The 12395-nt window shown below is 70.0% G+C and carries 13 protein-coding genes; 1 reads left to right on the top strand and 12 read right to left on the bottom strand.

From position 1 onward, the window contains the following. Positions 1–44 precede the first annotated feature (44 nt). The 4 genes from ACH492_RS01480 to ACH492_RS01465 form a co-directional block, all read right to left on the bottom strand. A complete protein-coding gene (locus ACH492_RS01480; protein WP_398981603.1) occupies positions 45–479 on the bottom strand; it encodes a hypothetical protein in 435 nt (144 codons plus the stop codon). 417 nt (positions 480–896) lie between these two features. Then, complete coding sequence (locus ACH492_RS01475) at positions 897–1061, bottom strand: hypothetical protein (RefSeq protein ID WP_398981601.1); 165 nt, start codon at positions 1059–1061, stop codon at positions 897–899. Positions 1062–1333: 272 nt separating this feature from the next. Further along, positions 1334–2170: a helix-turn-helix domain-containing protein gene (locus tag ACH492_RS01470; RefSeq protein ID WP_398981599.1), complete on the bottom strand. Its 837-nt coding sequence runs from the start codon at positions 2168–2170 to the stop codon at positions 1334–1336. A 15-nt stretch (positions 2171–2185) separates the two neighbouring features. Further along, complete coding sequence (locus ACH492_RS01465) at positions 2186–2911, bottom strand: DUF6879 family protein (RefSeq protein ID WP_398981597.1); 726 nt, start codon at positions 2909–2911, stop codon at positions 2186–2188. Between the two features lie 212 nt (positions 2912–3123). Between ACH492_RS01465 and ACH492_RS01460 the strand changes: the two genes are divergently transcribed. Next, complete coding sequence (locus ACH492_RS01460) at positions 3124–3369, top strand: hypothetical protein (protein ID WP_398981595.1); 246 nt, start codon at positions 3124–3126, stop codon at positions 3367–3369. 459 nt (positions 3370–3828) lie between these two features. Here the strand turns inward: ACH492_RS01460 and ACH492_RS01455 are convergent, their stop codons facing one another. The 8 genes from ACH492_RS01455 to ACH492_RS01420 all read right to left on the bottom strand — a co-directional run bounded on the left by ACH492_RS01455 (position 3829) and on the right by ACH492_RS01420 (position 12382). Next, positions 3829–5016 carry a M6 family metalloprotease domain-containing protein gene (locus ACH492_RS01455; protein ID WP_398981593.1) on the bottom strand — a complete coding sequence of 396 codons (1188 nt, stop codon included), beginning with the start codon at positions 5014–5016 and terminating at the stop codon, positions 3829–3831. Positions 5017–5080: 64 nt separating this feature from the next. Continuing rightward, positions 5081–6346 (bottom strand): alpha/beta fold hydrolase, encoded by a 1266-nt coding sequence (locus tag ACH492_RS01450; RefSeq protein ID WP_398981591.1) that lies wholly within the window; start codon positions 6344–6346, stop codon positions 5081–5083. Between the two features lie 161 nt (positions 6347–6507). Then, positions 6508–7194 carry a GntR family transcriptional regulator gene (locus tag ACH492_RS01445; protein ID WP_398983228.1) on the bottom strand — a complete coding sequence of 229 codons (687 nt, stop codon included), beginning with the start codon at positions 7192–7194 and terminating at the stop codon, positions 6508–6510. Between the two features lie 45 nt (positions 7195–7239). Then, positions 7240–8610, bottom strand: coding sequence for an aldehyde dehydrogenase family protein (locus ACH492_RS01440; RefSeq protein WP_398981589.1), 1371 nt, complete (start codon positions 8608–8610; stop codon positions 7240–7242). Continuing rightward, positions 8607–9611: a proline racemase family protein gene (locus ACH492_RS01435; protein WP_398981587.1), complete on the bottom strand. Its 1005-nt coding sequence runs from the start codon at positions 9609–9611 to the stop codon at positions 8607–8609. Before ACH492_RS01435 ends, ACH492_RS01440 begins: the two co-directional genes overlap by 4 nt. A 31-nt stretch (positions 9612–9642) precedes the next feature. Continuing rightward, a complete protein-coding gene (locus ACH492_RS01430; RefSeq protein ID WP_398981585.1) occupies positions 9643–10551 on the bottom strand; it encodes a dihydrodipicolinate synthase family protein in 909 nt (302 codons plus the stop codon). A 72-nt stretch (positions 10552–10623) separates the two neighbouring features. Further along, complete coding sequence (locus ACH492_RS01425) at positions 10624–12087, bottom strand: FAD-dependent oxidoreductase (RefSeq protein WP_398981583.1); 1464 nt, start codon at positions 12085–12087, stop codon at positions 10624–10626. Further along, positions 12068–12382, bottom strand: a complete 315-nt coding sequence (locus ACH492_RS01420; protein ID WP_398981581.1) for a (2Fe-2S)-binding protein — start codon at positions 12380–12382, stop codon at positions 12068–12070. Before ACH492_RS01420 ends, ACH492_RS01425 begins: the two co-directional genes overlap by 20 nt. Between the last annotated feature and the right edge of the window lie 13 nt (positions 12383–12395).

Here is a 12395-nt window from a genome sequence, read left to right as displayed (position 1 = left end):
GACGCGCGGCCGCCTTCTCGACGGCCGCGCGCGCGAGGGACGGGCTAGCAGCAGGGGCCGTCGCCGCAGCACGTCGGCGGGTTGCAGTCGGCAGCGGTTCCCCAGAGCCTCTCGTCGACGACGAAGCCGGCCTCGCGGAGCTTGCCGACGACGTCCACCATCAGGCCGCGCGTGCGGACCTTGGAGTTCGGCTTGTGGTGCAGGTAGTAGCCGAAGTTCTCCTGGCACCAGGCTGTGTACTCGGGGCTGTGCAGCATGAAGGTGTGCCAGCCCGGGTCAACCTCCTTGGACGGCGCCATGGTGTCGCCGGCCCGGGTGGTGCCCATCACGTAGCACATGGCGATTGCCTGGTCCTGGATCTGTTCCGCGACCACGCGTTCGAGGCCGTACTCCTCCGCGCAGAAGTCCACGAGCCTGTCGAACAGGTCGCCGTCCACGAGGTCTCGACCATGGCGGAGTTCCACAGCTACAGCTGTCATGCGATGCTCCTTGGGTGTGTGCTCGGCGCGGGGCCTTCCCCCATGCCGTCGTGCACGTGCTGGGCCCGCGGGCCCATCTCCGCCTCGGCTGGGGTTCCTGGCCGGAGTCGTCGGCCGAGGCGGGGCTCATGGGTGGTGGGCTGCGGGCAGCAAGGGCCCTCGTGCACCTCGGTGTCGAGAACGTGGGCGCCCATTCGGCCGCGGCAGGGAATCAGGGGCACGACCACACTTCGACGTCCAGAACGTGCGCACCGAGGCGGCCGCGAGCCCACCCGCAGTGGATCGCCCTGGACGTCAGCGGCTGGCCGCACGCGTAACAGGCCCGGCCGGCGTACTGCTCCCAGTTCAGGGAGCCCGCCGACGGGACAGGCCGGTCCCGGCAGATCCGCACGGCGCGGCGCGCCCGCGCGGCGGTGCTCACTGCGGCTCCGGCATGCGGTGCCGCCACGGCGTGCGGCGGTAGGCGTGGTAGTGATCGCCCCGGGAGTGCGGGCGCAGCGTGCAACGCGTCGCCGTGCCGGGCTCCTTGACCCAACAGAGCAACGGCAGCAGCGTGCGGCCCGGGGTCGTGTACGGCTTCATGACGCGAGCGGTACGAGGTGCCGCTGCTCACGGCAGGGTGCGCACGCCTCCAGCGGGAACGGCGGGCCCGAGGGCCGGTCAACCGCGTCGACGACTAAGGCTGTCTTGGACGGTCCTTTGTGCCAGTTGCACGAGCCGGACAGTCCCGCTTCACAGGCCCCCGAGGGGCGGGCATGTGGGTCCATGACCAGGACGTTAGGCAGGTTCGAGAATCACAGCCGTCCGTGATTCTCGAATATTCTCCGGCCGCCCCGGAGGATTCGCGCGGATGCTCAGGAGACGTCCAACTGAGCCCGCGCCCGTCCGATCAACCGGTGCGCATGCGGTCCGTACACGGCCGCCTGGTCGAGGAGATCCCACACCCTGCGATAGACGCTGACGCTGTCCGCTTCATCGAGCCAGAGTTCCGCGTGCCAGTCCTCGACGATCGCGAGCCGGTCGTCATACAGCCAGAAGCCATTGGCAGGCGGGACACGGACCGCGGCACCGAAGGGGACTATGCCGAGGCGGACAGTGTCCAGGCCGATAACTCCGGTCAGCCGGTCGAGCTGCGCGGCGAGCACGGACGTCGGGCACACGCGGGCGTGTAGGGCGGCTTCCCACATGACGATGTGGAAGGTTCGGCCCGACCCGTACAAGAGGTGCTGGCGGTGCATGCGGGCGCGTACCGCGTCGTCTATGTCGCGAGGCGACTGGTGCAGGTCGGCGTAGAGCTGAAAGATCGATCGGGCGTAGTCGGCGGTCTGGAGCATGCCGACGACCATCGCTCCTTCCCATGCGCGCAGCACGGTGGAGCGCTCGTACTCGACGGTGAGTGCGTCCTGTACCGGGCGATGGCCGGCGCGGAGCTGGCGGCGCCACGAACGAACATGGGACTCCAGCCCGTTCAGGCGGGACACCAGCTCGTCGGAGGTGTCCGGGTTGCCGGTCGCCGCCGCCCACGCCCGCAGGTCATCCGCGGTCGCGGTCTGCCTGCCTGTCTCCAACTTGCTGACCTTCGATTGTGTCCATCCGAGGCGGGCAGCGAGGTCCCGCCCCGTGAGCCCGGCGCGGAGCTCGCGGAGCCTCGCGCCGAGGGAAATACGGGCCTGCTGGAAGTCCGTGCTCACATGGGCAACGTACCGCTATGCCTGGTCAAAGGGCACGGAATGGTGCCACGCTGCCTCGCGTGCCTGGAGGTAGCGCAGTACGTCGACCGGGTTGGTGATGAGCTCGACGCCGGTCATCTGGTCGGCGTCGTCGAAGTGGAGCAGGGCGACCACCCGCGCATCGAAGATCCAGAAGTCTTCAGCGGGGAGCCTGAGTTCGTGGGCCTGCGCGCGGGTGAGGGTGCGGATAGTCTCACCTGCTGCGGTGTTGCGGCGGGCGTTGTCGAGGAGGTAGCGCTGTCCCTCGGTGGGCGGGGTGTCGAGGATCCGCACGCGCTCGAACCGCTTGCCGAGCGCGGTTTGTTCGCGGCGCTCGACGCACCACGGGTCGTTGAGGTCCCAGTCGACGGCCTCGCCGCCGGCGAACTGCCGGTAGGTGTCGGTGGTCTCGTCGGAGGCGTAGCGACGGCGGGTCTCCAGCCTCCATGCGGAGTGCCGCAGGCTGGTGAACATGCCGTCGAAATCGTCGAAGGTGATGAACTGGGGCACGTGTACGGGCTCCTTGGGGCCGAAGTTGGCGAGGAGCTCGCGCGGGACAGTGACGGCTCCCTCGTCGGGGGTGAAGTTGTCGAGCTGCTGGAGCTCGACGGGGTCGGTGACGCGGTCGCCCTGGACCACGTAGTGCCCGGCCGGTGTCTCGTACAGGGTTGGGCAGCCGTTGTTGCCGGAGTTGGTGCCGACCTTGGACAGTCGTCGGGCCATGGGTCCTCCCTCGAAGGCGGGGCTAGTTCTGGCGCGCGCACCGTAACCGTACGAGCGAGGGGCCCGACAGGCCGCCTACCAATTGGCGGAGCTTCGGCCGCCTGCCGCTCACGAGCGCATGGGCCGATGTCGGTCGTCCCCAGGAAGTGGTCCACACCAGGCCCTGATCCAGGCTGGTGTACGGCTCAGCCGCAGCGCTAAGGTTCCGCAGGATGAGAGATCGAGTCACGCGTTTCACGGCCATTTCAAGCACTGTCCTGATACCCACCGCATTCGGCCTGCTGGCTGGCGCCAAGCAGGCCAATGCTGCGCTCGCGCTCATCGGCGGCATCGTGACGGTGGTGGCGCTCACAAGCGGCGTCCGCAATCTTCGGCGAGAGTTCCGAGACTTGAAGTGGCGCCTCCGTGGCGTGCACATCATCACCCACAGCCAGGTGCCTTCGTCGCTTCGGGATTAAACCCTGCGTACTACGTCGGAATGGGTTGATGTCCTCTACCTGAAGCACCTCATTCGCTTCCACGTGGTCGAGCAGGCGGCGGAGGCTCTGGGCACCCCGCTGGTCCTTGCGCTCTTGGAACTAACCGCAGGCACCACGGCAAGCGTGTGGTCTCTCTGGATATGACACCTGATCATTCGCCGAGCGGCTCGGCGTCCTGCCTCATGGTGCTCACCTCCTCGTGGGGTGGTCGGGGTTCGGTCATGGGCTGCCCCGGCCGGTGTCGGCGTGGTCGATGGCCGCCTGGTCGTGCGCGGCCTGCACGGCGGTCGGCAGGTGCGGCCAGGCGGTGAACGCCGGTAAATCAAATGCTCTTAGGCTGCCACCCCGAACCCTCACTGACTCCGTTCAATTTGCGATCGCGCACACCTTGCCATCTGCCCTCGGGTGTCACCAAGCGTCCGTATGCGCGGCCGGCGGTCACGCTTTGCTGAGCCGCACCACGTCCCCTGCCCTGCCGCCCGCGAGGACATCGATCCGGGCTCCGGTGTCCGGATCGGTGAAGGTCTGGCCAGGCGCGTAAGCGGCCAGGTCCAGCTGGGTGCAACCAGTGGGCGGGGTGGCGGTCGGGTTGGCGTTCATGATCCTGACCGGTCCCTCGCCGGTCTGGGCGGCGGAATCGACCTTGTAGATGAGCACGCCGGTGGAACAGGCGGCCTGGTCATTGCCCTCGGCGCGGCGGGACTCCACGACGTACGCCGTCGTCTCGCCGGTGCGCAGTACGGCGATCTTGGTCCCGCCGGGGCGCTCCACCGGGGTCAGCGGTACCGTGCGGCGTCCGGGCCTGGGCAGACACGCGACCTGGTTGTCGCGGGTCCAGCCGAGCTTCCACGAGTGCCAGCCGAGGTACTGCGGGGCGGGTCCTGCGATGTTGCCCATGACGTCCCAGCCGCCGGCGTACTGGTGGGTGGAGCCGGTGAAGGAATACAGGTCCGGGAGGCCGAAGGTGTGACCGGTCTCGTGGGCGGCGACCTTGTATCCCCAGCGCCACATGTCCTGCCCGAAGGTGACCGCCCACTTGACCCGGGTGCCGTCGGCGGTGACACCGGGCGTGGTCGGGTCGTAGAGGTAGGTCGGGGAGAAGGAGATCGCGGCCGCTGCCTTCGTGGGGACGACATAGACCATGTCGTACTGGGAGAGGTCCACGGAGGGGTCGGCGGCGGTGATCGCGTCGCGTACGTACTTCTCGTGGATCTCGAAGGTGAGGCCGCGCGCGAACCCGTACGAGGTGGAGTCCGCGGGCATCCGGATCCAGCGGTGCAACGAGCTGATGGCGAGCCGGGAGAGGCCGTAGCTGGCTCTGCTCATCCAGTCGGCGGCCGGGGCGAGTTGGGCGGCGTACGCGTCCGTGGAGTCCGTGGCCTGCGCGTCGGGGAAGTCCACGAAAAGGGTCAGGACGCGGCGGGTGCCGATGGAACGCTGGAACTGGATCCCATCGGTGTTCTGGCCTTCGTCGGTCCAGCCGGTCTTGCCGGGAAGAGCGCAATCAGCCGCCGGAGCAGGCGAATTGGGCTTTGCGGCAGCAGTCGCCGTGGTCGGGGCGGCAAGACAGGAGACTAGGGCGAATGCGGCGGCGAGAGGCCGCAGGCGGGTCGGCAGAGCGGACATGTCTCTCCCTTAGGAGGCAGTGGTAGCAGACGGAAGCGGAGGGGAAGGACAAAAGAGGATGGGGTTACGCGCGGTCTGCGGCCAGATCCATCAGGCGGGCCAGCACACGGCCGCCGGAGGCGGTGACGCCATCGTGCTCCCATTCATTGGTGATCCAGACGCGGGTGGCACCGACCTCGCACGCGGTACGCAGGGAGAGGGCGGCGTCCACATACATGTCGTCGTGGTAGACGACCGCGGCGAGGGGGACCTGGTTGGCGGCGAGTCGGTGGGGGTCGTACAGCGGCGGCCAGTCGGCGCGCTCGGCCAGCAGGTCGGCGGCGTCCGCGAAAGGGCGCAGACCCGTGATGTCGCGGAACATCCACGGGTAGATCATTTCTCCGGTGAGGAGGAGGGGATCCGCGTCCTCGGCGAATTCGGGCAGGTCCGCGAGCGCCCGCGAGGCGGCCCAGCCGCTCGAACCCGCGCCCTGGCCGTATAGCGTCTCCTGCATCACGGCGAACAGCGGATTGTCGGTGAAGCCGGTGAGGGCCATCACCTGGTGGAGGAAGGTGTCGCTCGGCGCGCCCTCGGCGTCCAGGGATTCGTCGAGCAGCCAGTGGATCCGTTCGAAGCCGTCGCCCATGCCGAGGACGAGTCCGAGGGTGCGCAGGCGGCGGGTGGTGAGGCGGTCTCCATCGGGCAGGTGGACCTCGGTGGTCGCGAGGAGATCGGCGATCTTGCGGAGGCGGGGGGCGTCTTCGGGGTAGCGGGCGTAGAGGTCGAGAACGCGGTCCCGCACCCGCGGGTAGGTGCGGGCGTACACGTCGTCGGCGGTGGCGCTGAGACTGGGCAGACCACCGGTCACGTAGCAGGCCCGCAGTCCCTCGGGCGCCTGGGAGAGGTACGTGAGGGTGATGAAGCCGCCGTAGCTCTGGCCGAGTGTCTCCCAAGGCTGTTCACCGCAGAGCTGACGGCGGATCAGTTCCGCGTCGGCAACCACGGCGTCTGCACGGAAGTGGCGGAGATACGCGGCGAGTTGGGCGGGGGAAGCGAAACGGGCGGCGGACCGGGCGGTGACGGGGGTGGAGCGGCCGGTGCCGCGCTGGTCCAGCAGGAGCACCCGGTGGGTCTTGAGCGCCTGGGGCAGCCAGCTCGGTGAACCGGCCGACGGACGGGGTGATTTGCCGCCCGGGCCGCCCTGCAGGTAGAGCAGCCAGGGAAGTCGCTCGCCGACGCGGGCCGGGTCGATGACCTCACGGGCGAAGACCTGGATGTCCGGCCCGCCCGGGGCGGAGTGGTCCAGGGGGACGGTGAAGACGTGGTCGACGGTCGCGTACGCGGGGTTCATGGATCCCTTTCACAGCCCAGGAGCCGCGGCATGAAGTGTGACATTGCACGGATCAGCATGGTGCGGCCGACTGTCGGTGGGGAGCCCCCAAGTCCGCATAACTCCACGTTATGGAGGGCTGTGCCGCCTGAGTCAGCCGTGGCCCGCGTCGGCCAGGGCCGCTACCCGGCGGTCTTCGCCGCGGTCTCGCTCTTGGCCCAGAGGGAGCGGACATGGCCCAGGTGCTTGGCCATGAGCTTCTCCGCTCCCTTCGCGTCACCGGCGAGCATCAGGTCGAGGAGTTCCAGGTGTTCCTCGGCCGAGGGGATCAGCCCGCCGCGCTCGTCGAGGGCGGTGAGCCCGTACAGGCGCGATCGCTTACGCAGGTCGCCGACGGTTTCGACGAGCCTCTCATTGCCGGAGAGGGTGAGAAGCGAGAGGTGGAACTGCCGGTCGGCCTCCAGGTAGCCGATGAGGTCGTGATCGCGCGCGGCCCGGACGATCTCCTCGGCGACCGGCCGCAGCGCCTCCAGTGCCTCACGAGCGGCGGACCGGGTGATCCGGCCGACCGTGGGGATCTCGATCAGGGCACGGATCTCGGTGTACTGGTCGAGATCGCGCTCGTTGACCTCGGTGACCCGGAACCCCTTGTTGCGGACGGGCTCGACCAGGCCCTCCCGGGCCAGGTCGAGCATCGCCTCGCGCACGGGCGTCGCGGAGATCCCGAAGTCCTCGGCAAGGACCGGCGCCGAGTACACCTCGCCCGGCCGCAGCTCGCCGGAGATCAGGGCGGCCCGCAGGGCATGGGCGACCTGGTCGCGCAGCCGCTCGCGGGTGGCGTTGAGGTCGCGCTGCTTCAGGTGCCCCATAACGGTGGTGATCCCTTCATCCCTGCGGATCACCAGCGTACAATGTCACGTTGTTTGCACAGGTGACAGGGTGTACGTTCGGCTGGAGGTGTAGAACTCCAGGGCCGTGTGACCCTGTTCGCGCGGCCCGTGGCTGGATGCCTTGGCGCCGCCGAAAGGCAGGTGGAAGTCGACGCCGTTGGACGGGGCGTTGATCCGGATCATCCCGGTGTCGAGCTGATCCAGTCCGTTCAGGGCCGTGTCCAGGTCCGCGGTGTGGACCGAGGTGACCAGGCCGTACGGGACCGAATTGGTGATCCGTACCGCATGGGCGAGGTCGTCGGCGGGCAGCAGGGCCGCGATGGGCCCGAAGACCTCCTCGCGCAGCAGCCGGTGGCCCGCGGACACCTTCTCGACCAGGGTCGGGGCCGTGTACCAGCCGGGGCCGTCGGGCACGGTGCCGCCCGCGAGTACCGAGGACCCGTCCCAGGCGATGCCGACCTGATCGCGAGCGTGTTCGTTGATCAGTGGTCCGCACACGGTGGACGGGTCGGCCGGGTCGCCGACCGGGACGGTCCGCAGCGCCTCGGAGAGTGCCTCGCGCAGCGGGTCGAGGGCCGCGCCGACCGCGATCACGCGGCTGGTGGCGGTGCACTTCTGGCCCGCGTATCCGGCGATCGCGGCGGCGATGTGTGCCGCGGCCTGCTCGATGTCGGCGTCCGGAAGGACGAGGGCCGCGTTCAGGCCGCCCATCTCCGACTGGACCGGGATACCCCGGGCCGTGGCGGCACGTGCGACTGCCTGGCCGACAGTTGTCGAGCCGGTGAACGAGACGACGTCGGCGGCGGAGACGAGTGCGTTGCCCTCGGTCGCCCCGCCGGGCAACACGGTGAACTCCCCTGCCGACAGGCTCTGTTGGACGATCTCTGCCAGGCGCTGGGCGCACGCCGTCGCTTCCGGAGCGGGCTTGAGGACGACCACGTTGCCCACGGCGAGTGCCGGGGCGGCCTTCCAGCTCGGGATGGCGAAGGGGAAGTTCCAGGGTGTGATGAGGCCCGCGACGCCGTGCGGGCGCCGGCGGGTGAGGAGGAGTCCGGGGCCGGCCGCGGGTTCGTGGACTGCGCCGGTGGGTTCGTAGGGGGCCTGGGCGTAGTACCGCCAGATCGCTGCGGTCCGCGCGACCTCGGCCCGGGCCTCGGCGAGCGGCTTGCCCACCTCGCGCACGGCGAGTTCGGCAAGCTCGTCCGCGGCGGCCTCGATGCCGGTGGCGACCGCGGTGAGGGCCGCCGAACGGGCGGCCGCGCCACCGTTCAGCCAGTCGGGCTGGGCGGCACGTGCCCGCTCGACGGCGTCAACCGTCGCGAACGCGCCCGGAGTCGGGATGTTGACGAGTACGTCGGTGGGGTCGGCCGGGTTGTGGGAGACGAGGCTGGTCACAGGAGGAAACCTCCGGGGAAGGGGTCGTCCGGGTCGAGGAAGTACTGGGCGGTGCCGGTGATCCAGGCGCGGCCGGTGATGGCCGGCACGACGGCGGGCAGCCCGCCGACCTCCGTCTGGGAGAGGAGCCGGCCGGTGAAACGCGTCCCGATGAAGGACTCGTTGACGAAGTCGCGGCCCAGGGGCAATTCACCGCGAGCGTGCAACTGCGCCATCCGTGCCGAGGTGCCGGTGCCGCACGGGGAGCGGTCGAACCAGCCCGGGTGAATCGCCATCGCGTGCCGCGAGTGGCCGGCGTCCGAGCCGGGAGCCGCCAGGTAGACATGCTTGACCCCGGCGATCTCCGGCTGCTCCGGGTGGACGGGCCGGTCCGGCGACGCGTTGATCGCGTCCATGACCGCGAGCCCGGCAGCCAGCAGGTCGTCCTTGCGGGCGCGGTCGAACGGCAGCCCCAGGTCGTCGAGGTTGACGAAGGCGTAGAAGTTGCCGCCGAACGCGAGGTCGTAGGTGACCGTCCCATACCTGGGGACGTCCACCTTGCGGTCCAGGCCGACACAGAAGGCAGGCACATTGGTGAACGTGACCGACTTCGCCACGCCCTCCAGTACCTCTACGTCGACGGTGACAAGGCCGGCCGGGGTGTCGAGCCGCACCGTGGTGACCGGTTCGCTCACCGGCACCATGCCCGTTTCGACGAGGACGGTGGCGACGCCGATCGTGCCGTGCCCGCACATCGGCAGCAGCCCGGACACCTCGATGTAGAGGACCCCGAAGTCGGCGTCGGGCCGGGTCGGCGGCTGGAGGATCGCCCCGCTCATCGCGGCATGGCCGCGCGGCTCGTACATCAGAAGCGTTCGGAGATGGTCCAGATGCTCGATGAAGTGCAGCCTGCGCTCGGCCATGGTGGCGCCGGGGACCATCCCGACGCCGCCGGTGATAACCCGGGTGGGCATGCCCTCGGTGTGCGAATCGACGGCGTGGAAAACATGACGCGTACGCACGGTGAATCCTTTCGAAGCAGCACGGATGCGGTCAGTGGTGACCGTCGGCGACGGCCTTCTCGGTGGCAGCCCGGACGCCGGCCTCGATCTCCCCCGTGAGAGGGAAACGCGGTGGGCGGGTGGGGCCACCGCGGCGGCCGACGATGTCCATGGACAGCTTGATGGACTGGACGAACTCCGTCTTCGAATCCCAGCGCAGCAGCGAGTGCAGGGACTTGTAGAGCGGCAGGGCGGTGTCCAGGTCACCAGCGACGGCGGCGTTGTACAGCTCGGCGCAGGTGGCGGGGAAGGCGTTGGGGTATCCGGCGATCCAGCCGACCGCACCGGCCACGGCGAGTTCGAGCAGGACGTCGTCCGCGCCGATCAGCAGGTCGAGTTCCGGGGCGAGTTCGGCGATCTCGTACGCGCGCCGTACGTCGCCGGTGAATTCCTTGACTGCGACGATGCTGCCGTCTTGGTGCAGCCGGGCCAGCAGCCCGGGCGTCAGATCCACCTTGGTGTCGATGGGATTGTTGTACGCGACGACCGCCACCCCCGCCTTGGCGGCCTCGGCGTAGTGGGCGCGGACGGCCTGCTCGTCGGCTCGGTAGGCGTTCGGGGGCAGCAGGAGGACCGAGCCGCAGTCGGCTTCGGCCGCCAGCTCCGCCCAGCGGCGGGCCTCGGCGCTGCCGTAGGCGGCGACACCGGGCATGACCCGCGCGCCGTCGCCCGCGGCGTCGACGGCGGTACGGACCACGCGGGCCCGCTCCTCGTCGGTGAGGGTCTGGTACTCGCCGAGCGAACCGTTCGGCACGACACCGTCGCAGCCGTTCTCGATCAGCCAGTGGACATGCTCGGCGTACGCGTCATAGTCGACGGACAGATCGTCACGCAGGGGCAGCGCGGTGGCGACCATGATCCCGCGCCAGGGACAGGTGCTGTTCCAGGTGATGGCGGTCATGTCAGTAAGCCCTTCTGTAATGTGTGACATTTTACTGGTAGCTGTGCGGCGCCCACAAGGGCGGACCGCGGGTCAGTGGTCGGCGCCCCGGGCGGTATCGGGCCCGATCTCTGCGGGCCCCTCGAGCGAGGCGAGTGCCGAGAGCGGAACAGGCACGGCGAACGGACGGCGTTCAGCGGGTGATTCCACGGCACCCTCGCGGGCCGCGAGGCAAGCTACAGCCGTCCCGCACATACGCCCCTGGCACCAGCCCATGCCGGCCCGGGTGAGGAGTTTGACGGTGCGTGCGTCGCGGGCCCCGAGGTCGGTGACGGCTTCGCGGATGCTTCCGGCGGACACTTCCTCACAGCGGCACACGTCTGTGTCGTCGGTCAGCCAGCCCGTCCAGCCCGGTGCCGGGGCATGGGCGCCGGTCATCGCGTCGGCGAAGGCGCGCATCCGGTCCCGGCGGCGTTGCAGCTCGCGGACGCGCCCCTCACGGACGGGGTGCCCGTACAGTCTGGCGGCTGCCGCCAGCCCGGCCAGTTCCCCTTCCGAGCGGGCGAGCTGCGCGCCACCGACTCCCCCGGTCTCCCCCGCCGCCCACAGGCCACGCACCGAGGTTTCCTGAAGGCCGTCCAGGGCCAGGGCGGATGTCCCGTCAGCCAAGGGGTGGGTGGCGCAGCCGAGTGCAGTGGCCAGTTCGATCTGCGGGGCAAGGCCGTGCCCCACAGCGAGCGCGTCGCACGCGATCCGCCGGCCCGCCCCCCGTACGGGCCGCCAGTCGCGGTCGAGCCGGGTGACGGTGACGGCCTCCACCCGGTCGGTGCCGTGCACCTGGGTGACCGCACTGCGCAGCCACAGCCGCACCCGGTGCCGCAGCAGAGCGGCACCGTGAACCGCAGCCTCGGCCAGTTTCTGCGGGTTGGCCGCGAGCGCGCGAGGATGGCGGGCGTATCCCAGATAGCCGGACGCCTCGATCACGGCCGGGACCTGCGCGCCGGCGGCGGCGAGCGAGGAGGCGACCGCCAGCAGCAGGGGCCCGCTGCCTGCCACGACAACGCGCTTACCGGGCAGCACCAGGCCGGACTTGAGCATGGCCTGCGCTCCCCCGGCGCCCACGACACCCGGCAAGGTCCAGCCAGGAAAAGGCAGTTGGCGTTCGTACGCCCCGGTCGCGAGCAGGACCGTACGGGCCCGCACCCGCACCGACCGCTCTGCGGTGCCGTCGACCCCGGTGACGGCGTGCACCGCCCACAGACCGTGGTCCTCCTTGGTGACCGCCCAGACATGGTGTCCGGACAGGTGGCTGACGTCGCTCTGCTCCAGGCGTCGGCGCAGCTCCGCGAAGGCAGCCCAGTCGTGGTGCAGGGCCTCGGGCCGCGCCGCGCCCATGGCCCGCTCGGGATGCCGGTAGAACTGCCCACCCGTCTGGGGCGAGGCGTCCAGCAGGACCACGGACAAACCCAGTCCGGCTGCCGTGACGGCGCCCGCGAGACCGGCGGAGCCCGCTCCGATCACCGCGAGGTCGTAGGGATCAGACGCCGAGGTCGGCATGGCCGTGTCCCTCCTGGGCGGTGATCACGTCGCCGGGGCGGGCAGGCACCAGACAGGCCCTGCGGTTGGGCTCCCCATTGATGGTGGCGAGGCAGTCGTAGCACTGCCCGATGCCGCAGAAGACACCCCGCGGGCGGCCGGTCTTGCGCGTGGTGCGCCAGGCGAGGATGCCCGCGGACCACAGGGCCGCGGCGACGGACTGCCCGGGCAGGGCGGTGACCGGACTGCCGTCCATCGTGATCTCGAACGACGGGCCGGGGTTCGCACCGACCAGGTCGGCGGGGGTACGGGCCACTGCAGGCCTCCTC

Origin of the sequence: Streptomyces sp. NPDC019443 (assembly GCF_044389785.1) — a bacterium.
Classification (GTDB): Bacteria; Actinomycetota; Actinomycetes; order Streptomycetales; family Streptomycetaceae; genus Streptomyces.
The sequence above is the reverse complement of the archived record's forward strand: the minus strand, read 5'-3'. Positions and strand labels throughout refer to the sequence as shown.

Excerpts from the sequence above, each read along its gene's own strand:
- ACH492_RS01480 (WP_398981603.1), bottom strand. The coding sequence starts at position 479 with ATGACAGCTGTAGCTGTGGAACTCCGCCATGGTCGAGACCTCGTGGAC.
- ACH492_RS01445 (WP_398983228.1), bottom strand. The coding sequence starts at position 7,194 with ATGGGGCACCTGAAGCAGCGCGACCTCAACGCCACCCGCGAGCGGCTG.
- ACH492_RS01475 (WP_398981601.1), bottom strand. The coding sequence starts at position 1,061 with ATGAAGCCGTACACGACCCCGGGCCGCACGCTGCTGCCGTTGCTCTGT.
- ACH492_RS01465 (WP_398981597.1), bottom strand. The coding sequence starts at position 2,911 with ATGGCCCGACGACTGTCCAAGGTCGGCACCAACTCCGGCAACAACGGC.
- ACH492_RS01455 (WP_398981593.1), bottom strand. The coding sequence starts at position 5,016 with ATGTCCGCTCTGCCGACCCGCCTGCGGCCTCTCGCCGCCGCATTCGCC.
- ACH492_RS01425 (WP_398981583.1), bottom strand. The coding sequence starts at position 12,087 with ATGCCGACCTCGGCGTCTGATCCCTACGACCTCGCGGTGATCGGAGCG.
- ACH492_RS01450 (WP_398981591.1), bottom strand. The coding sequence starts at position 6,346 with ATGAACCCCGCGTACGCGACCGTCGACCACGTCTTCACCGTCCCCCTG.
- ACH492_RS01430 (WP_398981585.1), bottom strand. The coding sequence starts at position 10,551 with ATGACCGCCATCACCTGGAACAGCACCTGTCCCTGGCGCGGGATCATG.
- ACH492_RS01460 (WP_398981595.1), top strand. The coding sequence starts at position 3,124 with ATGAGAGATCGAGTCACGCGTTTCACGGCCATTTCAAGCACTGTCCTG.